The 20,799-nt window shown below is 48.2% G+C and carries 14 protein-coding genes; 13 read left to right on the top strand and 1 reads right to left on the bottom strand.

Annotated elements, in window-relative coordinates:
- Window positions 1–13 precede the first annotated feature (13 nt).
- Window positions 14–1,771, bottom strand: coding sequence for a pyruvate kinase (gene pyk / locus CAGA_RS09095; RefSeq protein ID WP_135660061.1), 1,758 nt, complete (start codon window positions 1,769–1,771; stop codon window positions 14–16).
- A gap of 230 nt (window positions 1,772–2,001) precedes the next feature.
- On the opposite strand from pyk, the gene CAGA_RS09090 reads away from it, so the two are divergent.
- The 13 genes from CAGA_RS09090 (at window position 2,002) to tuf (ending at window position 20,427) form a co-directional block, all read left to right on the top strand.
- A complete protein-coding gene (locus CAGA_RS09090) occupies window positions 2,002–2,814 on the top strand; it encodes a M15 family metallopeptidase (RefSeq protein WP_135660059.1) in 813 nt (270 codons plus the stop codon).
- A gap of 106 nt (window positions 2,815–2,920) precedes the next feature.
- Complete coding sequence (rpmE, locus tag CAGA_RS09085) at window positions 2,921–3,124, top strand: 50S ribosomal protein L31 (protein WP_135660057.1); 204 nt, start codon at window positions 2,921–2,923, stop codon at window positions 3,122–3,124.
- 75 nt (window positions 3,125–3,199) lie between these two features.
- A complete protein-coding gene (locus tag CAGA_RS09080; RefSeq protein WP_135660055.1) occupies window positions 3,200–3,820 on the top strand; it encodes a YigZ family protein in 621 nt (206 codons plus the stop codon).
- A 71-nt stretch (window positions 3,821–3,891) separates the two neighbouring features.
- Window positions 3,892–4,887 (top strand): deoxyguanosinetriphosphate triphosphohydrolase, encoded by a 996-nt coding sequence (locus tag CAGA_RS09075; protein ID WP_135660052.1) that lies wholly within the window; start codon window positions 3,892–3,894, stop codon window positions 4,885–4,887.
- A 23-nt stretch (window positions 4,888–4,910) separates the two neighbouring features.
- On the top strand, window positions 4,911–6,677 hold the full coding sequence (gene dnaG, locus CAGA_RS09070; RefSeq protein WP_135660050.1) for a DNA primase: 1,767 nt from the start codon (window positions 4,911–4,913) through the stop codon (window positions 6,675–6,677).
- An 11-nt stretch (window positions 6,678–6,688) separates the two neighbouring features.
- The gene (rpoD, locus tag CAGA_RS09065) at window positions 6,689–7,783 is read left to right on the top strand and encodes an RNA polymerase sigma factor RpoD (RefSeq protein ID WP_135660048.1); all 1,095 of its coding nucleotides are present in this window, start codon (window positions 6,689–6,691) and stop codon (window positions 7,781–7,783) included.
- 11 nt (window positions 7,784–7,794) lie between these two features.
- Complete coding sequence (locus tag CAGA_RS09060) at window positions 7,795–8,202, top strand: RrF2 family transcriptional regulator (RefSeq protein WP_135660046.1); 408 nt, start codon at window positions 7,795–7,797, stop codon at window positions 8,200–8,202.
- Window positions 8,203–8,474: 272 nt separating this feature from the next.
- Window positions 8,475–12,215, top strand: a complete 3,741-nt coding sequence (rpoB, locus tag CAGA_RS09055; protein ID WP_135660116.1) for a DNA-directed RNA polymerase subunit beta — start codon at window positions 8,475–8,477, stop codon at window positions 12,213–12,215.
- An 18-nt stretch (window positions 12,216–12,233) separates the two neighbouring features.
- Complete coding sequence (gene rpoC, locus CAGA_RS09050) at window positions 12,234–15,776, top strand: DNA-directed RNA polymerase subunit beta' (RefSeq protein ID WP_135660044.1); 3,543 nt, start codon at window positions 12,234–12,236, stop codon at window positions 15,774–15,776.
- Between the two features lie 164 nt (window positions 15,777–15,940).
- The gene (rpsL, locus tag CAGA_RS09045; protein ID WP_135660043.1) at window positions 15,941–16,369 is read left to right on the top strand and encodes a 30S ribosomal protein S12; all 429 of its coding nucleotides are present in this window, start codon (window positions 15,941–15,943) and stop codon (window positions 16,367–16,369) included.
- Window positions 16,370–16,502: 133 nt separating this feature from the next.
- Entirely contained in the window at window positions 16,503–16,973 is a 471-nt protein-coding gene (gene rpsG / locus CAGA_RS09040) for a 30S ribosomal protein S7 (protein WP_207669570.1), read from the top strand.
- 69 nt (window positions 16,974–17,042) lie between these two features.
- Window positions 17,043–19,124 carry an elongation factor G gene (gene fusA, locus CAGA_RS09035; RefSeq protein ID WP_135660041.1) on the top strand — a complete coding sequence of 694 codons (2,082 nt, stop codon included), beginning with the start codon at window positions 17,043–17,045 and terminating at the stop codon, window positions 19,122–19,124.
- A gap of 100 nt (window positions 19,125–19,224) precedes the next feature.
- Window positions 19,225–20,427 carry an elongation factor Tu gene (gene tuf, locus CAGA_RS09030; RefSeq protein ID WP_135660039.1) on the top strand — a complete coding sequence of 401 codons (1,203 nt, stop codon included), beginning with the start codon at window positions 19,225–19,227 and terminating at the stop codon, window positions 20,425–20,427.
- Window positions 20,428–20,799 lie beyond the last annotated feature (372 nt).

The following is a 20,799-nucleotide window of genomic DNA, read 5'->3' as shown; positions in this document are numbered from 1 at the left end:
ACCGGAACAGGAATCAGACCCCGCATTTTTCTTTTCCGCTGAACACAATTGCCCGGGCGGCGTCAAGCGTAACCGTTGTGCCGCTTTTTAAAATTTGTGTGGCGTGTTCCGCGGCGACAATCACCGGCTTGTCCAAAGCTAGACCGACGATTGCGGCATGGGAATTCATGCCGCCGTTTTCGGTGATAATGCCGGATGCTTTTTTAATAATGTTCAGGATTCGATTGCTTGTCTGCGGGATGACAAGAATATCCCCTTCTTTAAAGGTTTTTATAGCGGTATCTTCATCCTTGCAAACGCAGAGGTTTCCGCAGACGGCACCTTTTGTTACCCCGATACCGGAGACAAGCACGTCGCCGACCAGATGAACCTTTAGCAGGTTGGTTGTTCCCGAAATCCCAAGCGGGACGCCGGCGGTAATAACAACCAGGTCGCCGTTTTTCAAAAGCCCCTTGCTACGCGCAACGTCCACCACATGGTCGAACAGCTCGTCGGTGTTATCCTTTTCGTCTACCAAAATCGGAACTACGCCCCAGGACAGATTCATCTGGCGCTGAACGGTTTCGTCGGTTGTGCCGCTGATAATCGGGCATTCCGGGCGGTATTTTGAAATCATACGGGCGGTTCTTCCCGACTTGGATACGGTGATGATAGCTACCGCACCCAAATCCTGCGCGGTCGTGCAGGTTGCGTGGGAAATCGCAGAGGTAACATTCGGCAGTTCGGTAAAATCCCGCTTCCGAAAACGGGATTGATAATCAATATCCCGCTCCGTGCGTTCCGCAATCGTGGCCATCATTCTCAGCGCGGCGATCGGGTATTTGCCGGCGGCGGTTTCACCGGAAAGCATAATTGCGCTTGTGCCGTCATAAATTGCATTGGCAACATCGGAGGTTTCGGCGCGGGTAGGACGTGGGTTTTTCATCATGGAATCCAGCATCTGTGTCGCGGTAATCACCTGTTTGCCGGCGTTGTATCCTTTTTTGATTAATTTCTTTTGTATAACCGGGACTTCCTCCAGCGGAATTTCAACGCCGAGATCCCCGCGGGCAACCATGATGCCGTCAGAAACGCGGATAATTTCGTCAATATTATCCACTCCCTCGGAATTTTCAATTTTTGCAATAATGCGGATTTTATGGCAATTATGTTTTTCCAGCTCTGTGCGCAAATCCAGAATGTCTTGGGCGCTGCGCGTAAAGGAAGCGGCGATGAAATCGAAATCCTCTTTTACGGCAAAGGCAATGTCTTCCTTGTCCTTTTCGCTGATAAACGGCAGGGATAATTTGCTGCCGGGCACATTGATGCCCTTGTGTGCGGAAACATCGCCGCCGTTGATTACGGTGCAGTAGATATCGGTGTCCGTACGTGATTCCACTTTCAATTCAATCAAACCGTCGTCAATCAGAATTTTTGCACCGGGAACAACCTCCTGCGGAAGGTGGTCAAAGGTAACGGAGGCAATCGTTTCGTTTCCGACAATATCTCGGTTTGTAAGGGTGAATTTATCGCCGGCATTTAGTGTGACTTTTGGTTTGCTGAACTCTTTCAGCCGGATTTCCGGGCCTTTGGTATCCAGCAGAAGAGCCACCGGAAGCCCAAGCTCGCTGCGCAGCTTTTTAACCGCATCTGCCCGCACTTTCTGCTCGGCAGCAGTTTGGTGCGAAAAATTTAATCGGGCGACGTCCATTCCGGCAAGCATAAGCTGGCGGAGAACGTCCCCGTTATCCGTTGCAGGTCCAAGAGTGCATATGATTTTTGTTTTTCTCAAGAGGCACACCCCAATCTATATAAATAAAAAACCTTACCCAGTTTATATGATATTACATTTTGCTATATAAATCAAATATATTGGAACATATTGTATAGAAATCTGAAAAGAAGAAACCAGTTGAATTTATTTGATGGAAGATATACAATAAAATAAGAATTAAAGGGAAAACGGGGAAAGTAGTCTCCGTTTGTTATTAAATAGGGAATGTTTAGGGAGGAAAATTATTCGTGCGTAAACGCGGGGAAAAGATCGTGAAACGCCGTACCGGCTGGTATAAGGCAAACGAAGTGAGAAGAATTAAAATTATGATGTCCGTTATAGCCGTAACGCTTTGTGTTTCGGTTGCGGCAGGAGCGGTTCTGTTCTGGGTTGAAGTGAAACAGCCGTTCAGCAAACCGGCTTCCGCCAGTATTGCGGAAAGTTCAAAAAGTGCATCTTCAAACAGGGAATTGCCTGTTTACGATAATTCCTATAATTTACTGGTCGTAAATTCGTCGAACGGCCTTAAATCCGATTTTCGTGTTCAGTTAGAAGACTTTAACGGCGTGAAAGTGGATTCAAAAATCGTTCCCGCCCTGAAAAAGATGATAGAAGATGCCAAGGCAGACGGCTGTGCATTAAAGCTTACAAAGGGCTACGTTGCAACCGAGGAACAGGAACGCCTTTATAATGCCGCGGTGCAGGATCTGATGAAAAAACAGGGCTATTCGCAGGTGCGGGCACAAAATGAAATGCAAAATACGATTGGCCGCGGCGGCTATAATGAAAACCAGACTGGGATGGCCGTTGAATTTACCGCCGAGGGTCTTCCCGAAAACGGCGATTTCACCACGACGAAAGAATATAAATGGCTGTTGAAAAACAGCGTACAGTATGGCTTTATCCTTCGTTACCCAGAGAACAAGGCTTCCTTAACCGGAATGGCTTTTAATCCCCGCCATTTTCGCTACGTAGGAACGGCGAACGCGGTGAAGATGCGTGAATATTCGATGTGCCTGGAAGAATACGCAACGTATATGAGTCAGCAGGCTCCTAGGTAATCCATAAGAATTATTCCCGCAAATCGGATATTTTACTTGCATTTTATTGCTTGCTATGGTAGAATTCTAATGTTAAGTTGCAGTATTATTGAAAGAGGTGACAGGAATGAAGGAAAATATACATCCAGCGTATAAAGAGACAACAATCACTTGCGCCTGCGGAAATGTTATTAAAACAAAATCCACGAAGGAGAATATCCGCGTTGAAATATGCTCCAAGTGCCACCCGTTCTTCACGGGTAAGCAAAAGCTTGTTGATACAAGTGGACGTGTTGACATGTTTAAGAAACGTTACGGTATGGACAAGTAATTGTTCTTTTGCTCTCGTTGGATTTTAGGCGGTGCAGTTTTCTGCGCCGCTTATTTTATTGCAAAGGGAGGAGCCATGATTGAGTATCGGACCGTTGCAGGCGAAGCCTGCGCGGAATTTATGGAGAAACATTCCCGCTTTATCGGTTATGCAAAACCTGTTCAGAGTGAAGAAGAAGCCGTTTCCTTTATCCGTTCCATAAAATCAAAGCATTGGGACGCAACACATAATGTGTATGCTTATTCCGTGCGAGCCGGACAGGCCCAAAGATACTCGGACGACGGGGAACCGCAGGGCACAGCGGGAATCCCGGTGCTGGACGTTATCCGAAAGTCCGGCGTAACGGATACGGTTATTGTTGTTACCCGTTATTTCGGCGGAATCCTGCTTGGCGCGGGCGGTTTGGTCCGCGCCTATTCACACGGTGCTTCCCTTGCGCTTGAAAAGGCGAAAATCATTACTATGCGCACCTGTGTGACCGCGGAGGTATGCTGTGACTACAGCCGGTACGGCCGGTTGAGCGCGTTAATTCCCGAATGCGGCGGGACCATTGACGATACGGAGTTTACGGATGAAGTGAAGATCCTTTTTCATATGAGCGACATTACCTTGCCGACTTTCGAACAAAAACTTGCCGATATTACGTGCGGGCAAAGCAAAATTATCATTACCGGAGAAAAGTTTTTTGAAATTTAATTAAGAAATGCAGGAAATTTGTATTATTCTGCGTATATCTTAATTGAAGCATGAAAACAGGTGGTGATATTATGACGGTTCGTGAGCGGACGCAGACAATAGAGGAGCAGACTTTGTCGCCCTATGCGGCACTCTCGAAGAATACGCTGGGCAGAGATACCCCGGAAGAGGAATGTACGCTGAGGACGCCCTATCAGCGCGATAGGGACAGAATCCTTCATTGCAAATCCTTTCGGCGCTTAAAGCACAAAACACAGGTTTTCCTTTCACCGGAGGGCGACCATTACCGGACGCGCCTGACGCATACGCTGGAGGTTTCCCAGATCGCGCGCACCATTGCAAGGGCGCTGCGCCTGAATGAGGATTTAACCGAGGCAATTTCTCTCGGCCATGATTTGGGACATACCCCATTCGGGCATGCCGGTGAGCGCGCGTTGAACGATTTAATGGAAGGCGGCTTTCGGCATTACGAGCAAAGTGTGCGGATCGTTGAAAAGCTGGAGAAATCCGGAGCCGGGCTGAACCTGACAAAAGAGGTGCGCGACGGGATCCTTTGCCACACGAAGGGTACGGAGGCAATGACACTGGAGGGCAGGGTGGTACGCCTGGCGGATCGAATTGCCTACATCAATCACGATATTGATGACGCGGAACGGGCCGGGGTGCTGCATGAAAAGGATATCCCAAGGGAAATTACGTCTGTTTTAGGCGGACGCAGGTCGGAGCGAATAGATACGCTGGTTCATTCCCTAGTGGAAAACAGCCTTGACGGCAGAATACGGATGGATCCGGAGATACAGGAAGCTTTTGACAAGCTCTATGATTTTATGTTTGAATATGTATACTTGAATTCTTACGCGAAAGCGGAAGAGAAAAAGGTTCCGAACCTGATCGGTGCGCTTTTTGATTATTTGCGCAAGCCCGAAAATCTTCCGGATGATATGCGGAGAATTGCCGAACAGGACGGAATAGAGCGGGCGGCCTGCGATTATATTGCGGGTATGACCGATCATTTTGCACTTGAGTTATTCCAGGATATTTATGTGCCGAAGTCCTGGAATATTTAATTATCATAAAAAGGGGTGACGGCATGCCATTGCCGGAAGCTTTTATGCAGGAATTAAAAGCGCGCAATGATATTGCGGAAGTAGTCGCTTCCTATGTAAATCTGAGGCACAGCGGAAGAACATACGTCGGGCTTTGTCCCTTTCATATGGAAAAGACGCCGTCTTTCAACGTTTATTCGGACAACGGTTCCTTTTACTGCTTTGGCTGCGGGGCGGGCGGCGACGTCATTACATTCATCCGCCGAATCGAAAATTTAGATTACATGGAGGCGGTCCGTTTCCTGGCGCAGCGCGCCGGAATCCCGGTGCCGGAAAACAACGTGGACGATGGGATGCGCAGGCTGAAGGCGCGAATCTTGGAAATTAACCGCGAAGCCGCTCGATTTTTCTACGCTACTCTGAATTCGAAAGAAGGGGCGGAGGGGATGGAATACCTGCGGCGGCGTGCTTTAACGCCGCAGACCATCCGGCACTTCGGGCTTGGATGGGCGCCCGCTTCCCGTTATTCGCTTACACGGTATCTTGCCCAAAAGGGATTTACGCAAGAGGAAATGGTGTTGGCGAACGTTGCCTTTAAAGGTAGGAGCGGGCAGATCATCGACCGCTTTGCTTCCCGGGTAATGTTTCCGATCATTGATTTACGGGGAAATGTGGTTGCTTTCGGCGGCCGTATTTTAACGGACGCGAAGCCCAAATATTTGAATACATCGGATACGCCGGTGTTTAATAAGGGGAATTTTTTATTTGCGCTGAATTTCGCGAAAAACAATGCAAACGGGCAGCTGATTTTGTGCGAAGGCTATATGGATGTCATCTCCATGCATCAGGCGGGATTTACAAATGCCGTTGCAACGCTCGGAACGGCGCTGACCCCCTCGCAGGCAAGGCTGATGGCCCACTATGCCACAGAGGTGGTCCTTTCTTACGACGCGGATGAAGCCGGGCAGAAGGCGACCAGCCGGGCGATCCCCATTCTGCGGGACGCCGGACTTTTGGTGAAGGTTCTTACGATTGCAGGAGGCAAGGATCCGGACGAATACCTTCGTACAAACGGGAAAAATGGATATATAAAATTTAAGCAGCTTTTGGAAGCCTGCGGAAATGATGTAGAGTACCGGTTGCAAAAGATCAGGCAGAGCAGCAATCTGCAAAGCGCGCAGGGGCGAGTCGCTTATCTTACGGGAGCCTCCACCGTCCTTTCCACTTTGGAAAATGAGGTGGAACAGGAAGTCTATGCGGGGAAGCTGGCGGAAGAGACGGGCGTGGAACGCTCTGCGATTATGCAGCTGGTGAAAAGGGAAAGCGAAAAGCGGAAGAAAAACCGTGAACGGAAGGAGTTCAAGGCTTTTCAGCAGCAGTTGGCCGGGATACGCGATAGCATCAATCCCGAAAAAGCACAGAATTTGCGTGCCGCAAGCGCGGAAGAGGCGCTGATCGCGTATATTGTGCAATACCCGGAGAACGCTAAGGATATACTGGAAAGGTTACCCTCCGAAAAATTCATTACGGCGTTTAACCGTCGTGTATATCGGACAATAATGGATAGAATGAAAGATGAAAAGGCAATTAGCCTTACAGATATATCGGAAGACTTTTCTGTCGAGGAGATCTCCTCTATATCGAAGATTCTCGCCAAATTTCACGATGTTTCCGTCACAAAAAAGGACGCGCAGGAATATATTGACGTGATTGAACAAGAATATGAAAAAATACGTATAGAAAAAGCAAAATCAGCAGAACCACAGGATATACAGGAATATTTGCAGAAACTGAGGTCACAGAAAAAATAGGGGGATTCAATATGGGAGCACCGGATAAAAAAACAGCAATCAGGGAATTGATTGAGCAGGGGAAAAGCAAAGGTCAGCTTTCTACGAAGGAAATTTTAGACGCGATCGGGGAACTCGACTTTGAACCGGAACAAATCGAAAAATTTTATGATACCCTGGAAGCACAGGGCGTAGAGATTATTGAAGATTTTGTCGACACGTCTCTCGACGATCTTGACTTTAATTCCCAGATTGATGAAAATGAAGATCTCGAATCCGCCCTCAGCACAGAGGGAATCGCGATTGATGATCCGGTTAAGGTTTATTTGAAGGAAATCGGACGTGTTCCGCTTCTTTCGCCGGAAGAGGAAATTGATCTGGCAATCCGGATATCCGACGGAGACGAGGCCGCAAAGAAACGCCTGTCCGAAGCAAACCTTCGCCTGGTCGTCAGCATCGCGAAGCGCTATCTTGGGCGTGGCATGCAGTTCCTCGATTTGATCCAGGAAGGGAATCTCGGTCTGATTAAGGCGGTTGAAAAATTTGATTATTCAAAGGGGTTTAAATTTTCCACCTATGCCACATGGTGGATTCGTCAGGCGATTACCCGCGCCATCGCGGATCAGGCAAGGACAATCCGTATCCCGGTGCATATGGTGGAAACCATTAATAAGGTGAAAAAGGTTTCCAGCCAGCTTTTGCACACAAACGGCCACGAACCTACTGCGGATGAGATTTCCGCTGAATTGGACATGCCTGTCGATAAGGTGCGTGAAATCATGCGGGTGGCGCAGGAACCGGTTTCCCTTGAAACGCCGATCGGAGAGGAAGAGGACAGCCACCTTGGTGACTTTATTCCTGACGACGACGCTCCGGCTCCGGCGGACGCCGCTTCACATACGCTTTTGAAGGAACAGCTTGCGGATGTGCTCGATACGCTTACCCCGCGTGAGGAAAAGGTTCTCCGTCTCCGCTTCGGCCTTGAAGACGGCCGTTCCCGCACACTAGAAGAGGTTGGTAAGGAATTTAACGTTACCCGTGAGCGAATCCGCCAGATTGAAGCGAAAGCCCTGCGTAAGCTTCGCCATCCGAGCCGCAGCAAAAAGCTCAAAGATTTCTTGGATTAGGGGTGACGTAAATGGTCATGACACTTGAAGCCGACTATGCGGTGCGGATTGTGGAGCTGCTGGCGGTTTCCAGCGAAAAAATAGATGCAAAAACAATTTCCGAACAGGCTCATGTGCCGCTGCGGTTTGCGCTGAAAATCCTGCGTAAGATGGTGGCGGACGATTTGATCGTTTCTTACAAGGGAGCGCACGGCGGGTACAAATTGGCGCGTGAGCCCGGGAAAATTACCCTTCGTCAGGTGATCGAATCCGTTGAGGGACCATATATGATCAGCCGCTGCCAGCAGGATAAATATGCCTGCACACATACAACAAGCTGCCGCTTTCATCAGATTTATGGCGAAATTTCCGATCTTGTTAGAGCAAAGCTCGAATCGTATACATTTGATTCCCTAGGCGGCACAGATGAAAAAGAATAAATGAACATAAAAAAGCCGACGAATCCGTCGGCTTTTTAAATTTACAGAAATTTTAGCAAATAAAACTTGACAAACACAATATATTGTTATAAAATAATATACTGCATCATCATGGAAACATATACTCATATCCATCTTGGACTATAATATCACAAACGATGAAAAAAGGCAAGAGTATATCACAAAAGCTTCAAAAATCAATGGTTGATGCAATTTTTTTGTGCTTAATTTATGCCGCGGATGGTAAATATATGAATGGAGTGATTGAGCCAATGGTGAATGTCAAACCGGTGCAAGTAGGCAAAAATGTTCGCATGAGCTTCGCGCGTATTGATGAAGTTTTGGACATGCCAAATCTAATCGAGGTACAGAAGAATTCCTACAAATGGTTTCTTGAAGAAGGCCTCAAAGAGGTTTTTAGGGATGTTTCCGGAATTACAGATTATACGGGCAATCTCGTGCTGGACTTTGTGGATTACAAACTGGACGACGATAAACCGAATTACAGCGTAGAAGAGTGTAAAGAGCGCGACGCTACTTATGCTGCGGCTCTAAGGGTTACCGCCCGCCTGCTCAACAAGGAAAGCGGCGAAATAAAAGAATCCGAAGTCTTCATGGGTGATTTCCCGCTTATGACGGATAGCGGCACTTTTGTCATTAATGGCGCAGAGCGTGTTATTGTTTCCCAATTGGTTCGTTCACCGGGCGTTTATTATAAAATGGAATACGATAAAACTGGAAAGGAACTTTTCAGTTCGACCGTTATTCCAAACCGCGGAGCATGGCTTGAATACGAAAACGATGCAAACGATGTTTTTTATGTTCGTATCGATAAGAACAGGAAAATACCGGTAACCGTGTTTATCCGTGCGCTCGGTCTTGGTACGGATGAAGAAATCCGCGAATATTTCGGGGATGACGACCGCATCAATGCAACCATTGAAAAGGATCCCTGCAAAAATATGGAGGAAGCCCTTTTTGAAGTATACAGAAAATTAAGACCGAGCGAACCGCCGACCATTGAAAGCGCACAGTCGCATATCAACGGCCTATTTTTTGACGCCCGGCGTTATGACCTTTCCCGTGTGGGGCGTTATAAATACAATAAGAAACTGAATTTGGCAGGACGGATTACCGGTCAGAAGCTGTCCCGCCCGATTGTAAATCCGCTTACCGGCGAGCTCATGGCTGAAGCCGGCGAAATCGTTTCCCACGAAAAGGCGCAGCAGATTGACGATGCGGGTGTTTCCGTTGTTTATGTGAATGTGAATGAGCGCGAAGTTAAGGTCATTTCCAATGGGATGGTTGACATTAATAAATTCGTTAACTTTGACGCGATTGAAGAATGCAATATCAAGGAAAGGGTTCGTTTTAGCGTTCTGGTTGACATTCTGAATTCCTGCTCTACAGATGAGGAGATAAAAGAAGCAATTAAGACTAGAGTGGACGAACTCATTCCAAAGCACATCATTATTGATGATATTTTTTCATCGATTAACTATATGAACTGCCTTGCGATGGGTCTTGGCAACGTTGACGATATCGACCATTTGGGCAACCGCCGTATCCGTTCCGTCGGTGAGCTGCTTCAGAATCAGTTCCGCATTGGTTTCTCCCGTCTAGAGCGTGTTATTCGTGAAAGAATGACTTTACAGGCGCAGGATCTTGAAGTTCTGACTCCTCATTCCTTAATTAATATCCGGCCTGTTGTGGCGGCGATCAAAGAATTCTTCGGTTCTTCACCGCTGTCGCAGTTCATGGATCAGACAAATCCGCTTACCGAGCTTACGCATAAGCGCCGTCTTTCTGCTTTGGGTCCCGGCGGCTTGTCTAGAGACCGCGCCGGATTCGAAGTCCGTGACGTTCACTACAGCCACTATGGCCGTATGTGCCCTATCGAAACACCTGAAGGCCCGAATATCGGTTTGATTTCCTATCTTGCAACTTTTGCAAGAATTAATGAATATGGTTTTATTGAAGCACCGTTCCGCCGCGTGGACAAAAAGACCGGCCGCGTAACAGACGAGGTTGTTTATATGACGGCGGATGTAGAGGACGATTATATTGTTGCACAGGCGAACGAACCCCTTGACGAGGAAGGCCGTTTTAAAAATTCCAAGGTTAATTCCCGTTACCGCGATGAATTTCTTGAAATTGAACGTGAAAAAGCGGACTATATGGACGTGTCGCCTCGTATGGTTGTTTCCGTTGCTACGGCAATGATTCCGTTCCTTGAAAACGATGACGCGAACCGTGCCCTGATGGGTTCCAACATGCAGCGGCAGGCTGTTCCGCTTCTTAGGACAGAAGCGCCGATTGTTGGTACCGGCATGGAATACAAGGCTGGTGTGGACTCTGGCGTATGCGTTATTGCCAAACACTCCGGCGTTGTTTCCAGCGTGAGCGCGGATGAAATCCGGATTACCTGCGACGATGGCACGGTGGACACGTACCATATTATTAAGTTTATGCGTTCCAACCAGGGGACATGTATTAATCAGGTTCCGATCGTAGACGTAAACCAGAGAGTGGAAGCCGGTTCTGTTATTGCCGACGGTCCGGCGACCAAGGATGGAGAAATCAGCCTTGGCAAAAATGCTTTGATCGGGTTTATGACATGGGAAGGCTATAACTATGAGGATGCGGTTCTGATTAGTGAAAAAATTGTACGCGACGACGTTTATACTTCCATTCATATTGAGGAATATGAGATTGAAGCCAGAGACACGAAGCTGGGGCCGGAAGAAATCACACGCGATATTCCGAACGTGAATGAAGACCTTCTGCATGATTTGGACGAAAACGGCATTATCCGCATCGGTGCGGAAGTACGTGCCGGCGATATCCTTGTCGGAAAAGTAACACCGAAGGGCGAAACGGAGCTGACCGCAGAAGAGCGCCTGCTGCGCGCGATCTTTGGAGAGAAGGCCAGAGAGGTGAGGGATACATCCCTTCGCGTACCGCACGGCGAATACGGTATCGTTGTCGATGTAAAAGTATTTACCCGCGAGAACAGCCACGACGAATTAAGCCCGGGTGTCAATAAGGTTGTTCGCTGCTATATTGCACAGAAACGCAAGATTTCCGTCGGTGATAAAATGGCCGGCCGCCACGGTAACAAAGGTGTTGTTTCCCGTATTCTTCCTGTGGAAGATATGCCGTATCTGCCGGACGGCACGCCGCTTGATATCGTTTTAAACCCGTTGGGCGTTCCTTCCCGTATGAACATCGGCCAGGTGCTGGAGGTTCATCTGGGCTACGCCGCGAAAGCGCTGGGCTGGAAGATTATGACCCCAGTATTCGACGGTGCTCATGAAGATGACATCGTTGAGTGCTTTAAAATGGCCGGTATCAGTGAAGACGGCAAAACCATTCTGAGGGACGGCCGTACCGGAGAATTCTTCGATAATCCGGTTACCGTTGGCATTATGTATTACCTTAAATTGCACCACCTTGTTGATGATAAGATCCACGCGCGTTCAACCGGTCCGTATTCTTTGGTTACGCAGCAGCCTCTGGGCGGCAAGGCGCAGTTTGGCGGCCAGCGTTTCGGCGAAATGGAAGTTTGGGCGCTGGAAGCTTACGGTGCCGCTTATACTCTGCAAGAAATCCTTACGGTGAAATCCGACGACGTTGTTGGCCGTGTCAAGACCTATGAATCCATTGTGAAAGGCCAGAATATTCCGAAGCCGGGCGTTCCGGAATCCTTTAAGGTTCTTATTAAGGAACTCCAATCCCTTGGTCTTGATGTCAAAGTGCTGAATAAGGATAACGAGGAAATTGATTTGAAACAGAATTTTGACGATGAAGACGATATCGGCTTCAATCCTACTGAGGAGAACTTCGACGAACCCAACGTCGCAGACGATCTGGAAGGGTATTCCGTTGAGGAGTCAGAAGAGGACGAAAGCCTGTTTGACGACGCGGACGATTATGTCGATGTAGACGGCGATGATGAATTTGATAGGGATGAACCCTTTGACCTTAATTCTGACAGCGGCGATGAAATATAAAGAGAATGGGGTTGCAATATGGAATTTAATGAATTTGAATCAATTAAGATCGGACTTGCTTCACCGGAAAAAATAAGAGAATGGTCTCATGGCGAGGTAAAAAAGCCGGAAACAATAAATTATCGTACCCTGAAGCCGGAACGCGACGGACTTTTCTGCGAGCGCATTTTCGGGCCTCAGAAAGACTGGGAATGCCATTGCGGAAAATATAAGAGAATCCGTTATAAGGGCAAGATTTGTGAACGCTGCGGCGTTGAAGTAACGCGGGCAAAGGTTCGCCGCGAACGCATGGGCCATATTGAACTTGCCGCCCCGGTTTCGCATATCTGGTATTTTAAGGGCATTCCTTCCCGAATGGGTTTAATATTAGATATTTCGCCCCGTATGCTGGAAAAAGTGCTGTACTTTGCACTATATATTGTAACCGATCCCGGAAATGTTCGTGAATTGCAGAAGAAGCAGCTTCTCAATGAGAAGGAATACCGCGACATGCGTGAAAAATACGAGGACGATTTTGAAGCCGGGATGGGTGCGGAAGCAATTAAAAAGCTTCTGGCGGAAATCGATCTGGATCAGGTTTCCGAGGAATTGAAGGGCGAACTTCAGAACGCTTCCGGTCAAAAACGCGTGCGTATTTTAAAACGCCTGGAAGTCGTTGAAGCCTTCCGCCTTTCCGGGAACCGCCCGGAATGGATGATTCTCGATGTCGTTCCGGTTATTCCGCCGGATATTCGCCCGATGGTTCAGCTCGACGGCGGCCGTTTCGCGACCTCCGACTTAAACGACCTTTACCGCCGCGTTATTAACCGTAATAATCGTCTGAAAAGGCTTTTGGAATTAGGTGCTCCGGACATTATTGTCCGCAATGAAAAGCGCATGCTGCAGGAAGCTGTTGACGCATTAATCGACAACGGCCGCCGCGGCAGGCCGGTAACCGGCCCGAACAACCGCCCGTTAAAGTCCCTTTCCGATATGCTGAAGGGCAAGCAGGGGCGTTTCCGCCAGAACCTTTTGGGCAAACGTGTTGACTATTCCGGCCGTTCCGTTATCGTTGTCGGCCCTGAGCTGAAGATGTACCAATGCGGTCTCCCGAAGGAAATGGCGCTGGAGCTGTTTAAGCCGTTTGTCATGAAGCGGCTGGTGGAAACCGGTGCGGCAGGAAACATTAAAGCGGCAAGAAAAGCGGTTGAGCGCGCAAAACCGGAAGTTTGGGACGCGCTTGAAGTTGTGATCAAAAACCACCCGGTTCTGTTAAACCGCGCGCCTACGCTGCACAGATTGGGTATTCAGGCGTTTGAGCCTGTGCTGGTAGAAGGCCGCGCATTAAAGCTTCATCCGTTGGCCTGTACAGCTTATAACGCGGACTTCGACGGTGACCAGATGGCTGTTCACGTTCCGCTTTCCGCGGAAGCGCAGGCAGAGGCTCGTTTCCTGATGCTGGCTGCCGGTAACCTTTTGAAGCCTTCCGACGGCCGCCCGGTTACCGTACCGACGCAGGACATGGTACTGGGTTCCTATTACCTTACCCTTGAGAAAGACGGCGAACCCGGAGAAGGAAAAATCTTCCGGGATTACAATGAAGCCATTATGGCGTATGACGCTAAGATTGTTGGGCTTCACGCGAAAATTAAGGTTCGCAGAACACTTGAAATAAACGGTAAGAAGGTTTCTAGGCTGGTTGAAACGACCGTCGGCCGTATGATCTTCAACCGTCCGATCCCACAGGATCTTGGATTTGTCGACCGTACCAACCCTGATAATCTCTTTAAGTTTGAGATCGATTTCCTTGTCGGGAAAAAGCAGCTCGGGCAGATTATTGATCGCTGCATTAAGAAGCACGGAACGGCACAAACGGCAGACGTTCTGGATAGTGTAAAGGCACAGGGCTATAAGTATTCTACCCTGAGCGCGATTACGGTTGCCGTTTCGGATGCAACGATTCCGCCTGAAAAGAAAGATATTATCAATGCTGCCGAAAAGAAAATTGACGTGATTTACGACCAGTTTAAGAACGGTTTGCTTTCCGACGGTGAGCGTTACAATGCGGTTCTGAACACATGGTCAAAAGCTACGGAAGATGTTTCCGTCGCTCTGCAGAAAAACCTGGATCGCTACAATCCGATCTTCATGATGGCGGATTCCGGCGCCCGTGGTTCCATGAGCCAGATCCGTCAGCTTGCCGGTATGCGCGGACTGATTGCAAATACATCCGGTAAAACCATTGAAATTCCAATTCGTGCGAACTATCGTGAAGGCCTGAATATTTTGGAATACTTTATTTCGTCCCGTGGTGCCAGAAAGGGTCTTGCCGATACCGCTCTCCGTACGGCGGACTCCGGTTATCTAACCCGCCGTCTGGTCGATGTTTCACAGGACGTGATTATCCGTGAAGAAGACTGCGGCGCGACGGATGGACTGGAAGTCTACGATATCCGCGAGGGCAAGGAAGCTATTGAGTCCCTGCATGAACGTCTTCTCGGCAGGTATCTTGTGGAAGACTTCGTCGATGAAAAGACTGGTGAGGTTCTTGTTTCCAAGGATAAGCTGATGGATGATCACGATGCGGATATCATCGTCAACCACGGCGTAGAGCGTATTAAGATCCGTTCGGTACTGAACTGCTGTGCGAAGCACGGCGTCTGCAAGAAGTGCTACGGCGCGAACCTTGCGAACGGTCAGACCGTTTCCGTGGGTGAGGCTGTCGGTATTATCGCGGCTCAGTCCATCGGTGAGCCGGGTACGCAGTTGACCATGAGAACCTTCCATACCGGCGGTGTCGCCAGTTCGGAGGATATTACACAAGGTTTGCCTCGTGTTGAGGAGCTGTTTGAAGCACGTAAGCCGAAGCATCTGGCCATTATCAGCGAGATTGCCGGTACGGTGTCCTTCGAGGAAGTCAAGAAGAACCGCCACGTTGTTGTTACAAACCATGAAACGGGCGAATCGAAATCTTACCTTGTTCCTTTTGGCTCCCGCATTATTGTTTCGGAGGGCCAGCAGATAAAGGCGGGAACCAGAGTCACCGAAGGTTCCGTAAATCCGCACGATGTCCTTGCCATCAGCGGCACCCACGCCGTTCAGGACTACCTGATTGAGGAAGTGCAGCGCGTTTACCGTATGCAGGGTGTTGATATAAACGATAAGCATATTGAGGTTATTGTGCGCCAGATGATGAAAAAGGTGAAGATCGAAGATTCCGGCGATACAACCCTGCTGCCGAGCTCGCTTGTTGAGAAGAGCGAGCTGGAGGCGGAAAACCAGATCATCCGCGACCGCATTAAGGCGGGCGAAACCGACCTGCGCGAAGCAACGGAAACGCCTGTCCTGCTTGGTATTACCAAGGCTTCCCTTGCGACGGATTCCTTCCTGTCTGCCGCTTCCTTCCAGGAGACAACCCGCGTGCTGACCGATGCCGCTATTAAAGGCAAGGTTGACCCGCTGCTCGGTCTGAAAGAGAATGTCATTATCGGTAAGCTGATCCCGGCTGGAACCGGTATGAAATGCTACAGCGATGTGGACATCAAGCCCGTAAATGAAGACTTGACAAGCGACGCTGTGTAGGATTATAATACTAAAATGTGATGATTTGCTAATTGAAGGCTTAATTCCTATCCGGAGCTCTGCTTTCGGATAGGATTAAGTTGTTTAAAGATTAATTTGTTGTTACGCCGGATATACTATATATCCGCTTAACATATTAGAAATTTGAAGTGAGGAGGTGTCTTATGCCAACATTTAACCAGTTAGTCCATACGGGTAGGGAAGTTGCTGTATCCAAAGCAAAGGCTCCTGCGCTTTTAAAGGGATGGAACTCCAAGAAGCGTGTTGCCATCAATCAGAATTCCCCCCAAAAGCGTGGTGTGTGCACAACTGTTAAGACTGCTACGCCGAAAAAGCCGAACTCCGCTTTAAGAAAAATCGCCAGAGTCAGGCTTTCCAACGGGATTGAAGTTAGTGCTTACATTCCCGGAGTCGGCCACAATCTTCAGGAGCACAGCGTCGTTATGATCCGCGGCGGCCGTGTTAAGGATCTGCCTGGTGTGCGTTATCACATTATTCGTGGTACCCTTGATGCACAAGGTGTTGCACAGCGTATGCAGGCCCGTTCAAAGTACGGCGCAAAGCGTCCGAAAGCCGGCGCAGCAAAAAAATAAGGTAGTTTAAATTGACAGAAACCGAACGGCTGCAAAGCGGCGTTCTTTATATATAAAGACGCCTCTGAATGGCCACGGGAGTTTGTCGCTTTCGAGTACCTATGATATCATTCATGTGAAGGAGGGAAGTAAAGTGCCAAGAAGAGGTAATATTGCAAAGCGTGATGTTTTACCAGATCCGGTTTACAATTCAAAGCTTGTAACACGTCTTGTTAATAATGTTATGATCGACGGGAAGAAGGGTGTAGCCCAGAAAATCGTATACGGTGCATTTGACATTATCAGCGAGAAGACAGGGAAAGATCCTTTGGAGGTTTTCGAGGCAGCAATGGAGAATATTATGCCGTCTCTCGAAGTAAAGGCCCGCCGTGTCGGCGGCGCTACCTATCAGGTTCCGATTGAGGTTCGCCCTGAAAGAAGACAGACATTAGGTTTACGTTGGATGACCAACTATTCAAGACTTAGATCTGAAAAGACGATGAAAGAAAGACTTGCAGGTGAAATTCTTGATGCTGTAAATGGTGCTGGCGGCGCCGCAAAGAAGCGTGAAGATACGCATAAAATGGCGGAAGCCAATAAGGCATTTGCACATTACAGATGGTAATTGACCTTGCAGGTCAGATACCGGAAGTAATGTACAAATTCCAACGTTCCATACTTTAAGGAGGAAACTATGCCAAGGCAGGTACCACTTGAATTAACCCGCAATATAGGCATCATGGCTCACATTGATGCCGGTAAAACTACTACCACCGAACGTATCCTGTACTATACAGGAATTAACCATAAGATTGGCGAAACGCATGAAGGTACTGCAACTATGGACTGGATGGTGCAGGAGCAGGAAAGAGGTATTACCATTACTTCTGCCGCGACTACCTGCTTTTGGAAAGGCCATAGAATCAATATCATCGACACACCGGGTCACGTTGACTTTACAGTAGAAGTTGAGCGTTCCCTTCGTGTTCTTGACGGTTCTGTAACCGTATTCTGTGCCAAGGGCGGCGTTGAGCCGCAGTCTGAAACCGTATGGCGCCAGGCTGAGGAATATCATGTTCCGCGTATGGCTTACGTGAATAAGATGGACATCATGGGCGCGGATTTTTATCGTGTTGTCCAGATGATGAAGGATCGTCTGCAGTGTAACGCTGTTCCGATTCAGCTTCCGATCGGTTCCGAGGATTCCTTTAAAGGAATCATTGACTTGGTTGAAATGAAGGCCGACGTATATTACGACGACATGGGCAAGGATATGAAAGTAGAGGATATCCCTGAGGATATGCTCGAACTTGCCAATAAATACCACACAGAACTGATTGAGAATGTTGCTGAACAGGACGACGCTCTGATGGAGAAGTACCTGAATGGCGAGACCCTTACAAAGGAAGAAATTGTAAAAACCATTCGCAAAGCGACCATTGCGAACCGCATGGTTCCGGTTTGCTGCGGAACCTCCTACAGAAATAAGGGCGTTCAGAAACTCTTGGATGCAATCGTTGATTACATGCCCGCGCCGACAGACATTCCGGCGATCAAGGGTACGGATCCGGAAACCGGCGAAGAATCCGACTGCCATGCTTCGGATGAAGAACCGTTTGCGGCTTTGGCATTCAAGATTGCAACGGATCCGTTTGTGGGAAAGCTTTGCTTCTTCCGTGTATATTCCGGTAAGATTGCTGCGGGTTCAACTGTTTACAACTCAACAAAAGGAAAAAGCGAAAGACTCGGCCGAATCCTTCAAATGCACGCAAATCATCGTCAAGATATCGATACAGTTTATGCGGGAGATATCGCGGCTGCCGTAGGCCTTAAAAATACGACGACCGGCGATACGCTCTGCGATGAGAAGCGTCCGATTATTTTGGAATCCATGGAATTCCCTGAGCCGGTTATTGAAATCGCAATTGAGCCGAAAACAAAAGCCGGTCAGGAAAAAATGGGTATTGCGCTTGCAAAGTTGGCGGAAGAAGATCCAACCTTCAGAGCTTATACGCAGGAGGAAACCGGTCAAACCATTATCGCCGGCATGGGTGAGTTGCATCTGGAAATCATTGTTGACAGACTGATGCGTGAATTCCATGTGGAAGCAAATGTCGGTAAGCCGCAGGTATCTTATAAAGAGACGATTCGCGGCAGTGCGGATGTCGAAACGAAATATGCACGTCAGTCCGGCGGTCGTGGCCAGTACGGACACGTTAAAATTCGTATTGAACCGAATCCCGGCAAAGGTTATGAATTTGTCAACGCAATTGTCGGCGGTGCGATTCCGAAGGAATACATCCCGGCGGTTGACATGGGTATTCAGGGTGCTATGCTTTCCGGCGTACTTGCAGGATATCCGGTAGTTGACGTAAAGGTAACTCTTTACGATGGTTCTTTCCACGAAGTCGACTCCTCTGAAATGGCGTTTAAGATCGCTGGTTCCATGGCCTTTAAAGAGGCAATGAAGAAAGCAGATCCGGTTATTTTGGAGCCGATCATGAAGGTTACCGTTACTGTACCGGAGGAGTACATGGGCGACGTTATCGGCGACCTGAACTCCCGCCGTGGTATGATCGAAGGCATGGACGCTGTTTCCGGTGCACAGCAGATTCGTGCAAACGTTCCGCTTTCCGAAATGTTTGGCTATGCGACCGATTTACGTTCCAAAACACAGGGCAGAGGCCAGTTTGTTATGGAACCGGCTACTTCGATGGAAGTGCCGAAGTCGATCTCCGAAAACATTATTTCTGCTAGAAACAAAAAGTCCGAATAACTTATAAAATATGCTTGATTTTTCTCATTGTTATGATAAAATGATATGCATAGTTTAATGGTAAAATTATTGTCTGTAAAAATAAAAAGGAGGAATTCCAATGGCAAAAGCAAAATTCGACAGATCCAAACCCCACGTAAATATTGGTACAATTGGCCACGTTGACCATGGTAAGACCACATTGACTGCTGCTATCACAAAGGTTCTTAACTTTAGCGGCGAAGCTGATTTCGTTGATTACGCAAATATTGATAAGGCTCCTGAAGAGAGAGAGCGCGGTATCACAATCAACACATCTCACGTTGAGTATCAGACAGCTGCCCGCCACTATGCCCACGTTGACTGCCCCGGCCATGCTGACTACGTTAAGAACATGATCACCGGTGCTGCTCAGATGGACGGTGCAATCCTTGTTGTTTCTGCTGCTGACGGCCCGATGCCGCAGACCAGAGAGCACATCCTGCTCGCTCGTCAGGTTGGCGTTCCGTACATCGTTGTATTTATGAACAAGGTTGATCAGGTTGATGATCCGGAACTTCTTGATCTTGTTGAGATGGAAATCCGTGACCTCCTGAATGAATACGAATTCCCGGGCGATGACACACCGATTATTCGTGGTTCCGCTTTGGTTGCTCTTGAATCAAAGTCTACGGATCCGAATGCTGAGGAATACAAATGCATCAAGGATTTGATGGATGCTGTTGACAAATTCATTCCGACCCCGGATCGTAAGTCCGATCTGCCTTTCCTTATGCCTGTTGAAGACGTCTTCACAATTACCGGACGCGGCACAGTTGCAACCGGTAGAGTTGAGCGTGGTATGGCAAAGGTTGGCGAAGAAGTTGAAATTATCGGTCTTACCGAAGAGCGTAAGAAGTCTGTTATTACAGGCCTTGAAATGTTCAGAAAGACCCTTGATTTCGCTGAGGCTGGCGATAACGTTGGTGTTCTGCTCCGTGGTATCCAGAGAACTGAAATTGAGCGCGGCCAGGTTCTTGCAAAGCCGGGCACAATTAATCCACATACCAAATTCCGTGGTCAGGTTTATGTTCTGACGAAGGAAGAAGGCGGACGTCATACTCCGTTCTTCAATAACTATCGTCCGCAGTTCTATTTCAGAACCACAGACGTTACTGGTGTTATTTCTCTTCCAGAAGGCACAGAAATGTGTATGCCTGGCGATAACGTTGAAATGGATGTTGAATTGATTACCCCGATCGCTATTGAAGAGGGTCTCCGTTTCGCTATTCGTGAAGGCGGTCACACAGTTGGTTCCGGTGTTGTTACAAAGATTAACGGCTAAGCGATTTTGCTTACAGAAAGGCCTTGTCCCTTTTGGGATAGGGTCTTTTTTTCATATGTTTATAGTACCCGGGTTTGTCATGTATTCATTGCAAGGTGTAAGTTGCTTGTTTTTCGGCAGTCCGAAGGCCTTGATTTGTCATTTACATGTGGAGCCTTAAGAGTGATCCATAGAATTTAAATGAGCCGGAGAAAATATCATGCGGAAGACCTCTAAGTGAAGGTTGCCGCAGTATATTACGAGATTAGTCCGAATCGATAAAGTTAGCCCTTTCGGAATGAAGGTTTTTTAAGTCTCCGCTATATTAAGAGTACGGTCTTTTTTGAGAAGGTTGGCAAATGCAAGCAAAGATGATTTCATTAGCCGAAATGG

Source organism: Caproiciproducens galactitolivorans, from assembly GCF_004768785.1.
Taxonomy (GTDB): Bacteria; Bacillota; Clostridia; order Oscillospirales; family Acutalibacteraceae; genus Caproiciproducens; species Caproiciproducens galactitolivorans.
Note: the sequence above shows the minus strand (reverse complement) of the source record. Positions and strands in the feature narration are given on the sequence as shown.

Bases quoted from the DNA above. Each gene is read 5' to 3' on its own strand.
- rpoC (WP_135660044.1), top strand. From the start codon at position 12,234: ATGGAATTTAATGAATTTGAATCAATTAAGATCGGACTTGCTTCACCG.
- rpsL (WP_135660043.1), top strand. From the start codon at position 15,941: ATGCCAACATTTAACCAGTTAGTCCATACGGGTAGGGAAGTTGCTGTA.
- fusA (WP_135660041.1), top strand. From the start codon at position 17,043: ATGCCAAGGCAGGTACCACTTGAATTAACCCGCAATATAGGCATCATG.
- rpmE (WP_135660057.1), top strand. From the start codon at position 2,921: ATGAAGGAAAATATACATCCAGCGTATAAAGAGACAACAATCACTTGC.
- dnaG (WP_135660050.1), top strand. From the start codon at position 4,911: ATGCCATTGCCGGAAGCTTTTATGCAGGAATTAAAAGCGCGCAATGAT.
- rpoD (WP_135660048.1), top strand. From the start codon at position 6,689: ATGGGAGCACCGGATAAAAAAACAGCAATCAGGGAATTGATTGAGCAG.
- CAGA_RS09080 (WP_135660055.1), top strand. From the start codon at position 3,200: ATGATTGAGTATCGGACCGTTGCAGGCGAAGCCTGCGCGGAATTTATG.
- CAGA_RS09075 (WP_135660052.1), top strand. From the start codon at position 3,892: ATGACGGTTCGTGAGCGGACGCAGACAATAGAGGAGCAGACTTTGTCG.
- CAGA_RS09060 (WP_135660046.1), top strand. From the start codon at position 7,795: ATGGTCATGACACTTGAAGCCGACTATGCGGTGCGGATTGTGGAGCTG.
- tuf (WP_135660039.1), top strand. From the start codon at position 19,225: ATGGCAAAAGCAAAATTCGACAGATCCAAACCCCACGTAAATATTGGT.
- rpoB (WP_135660116.1), top strand. From the start codon at position 8,475: ATGGTGAATGTCAAACCGGTGCAAGTAGGCAAAAATGTTCGCATGAGC.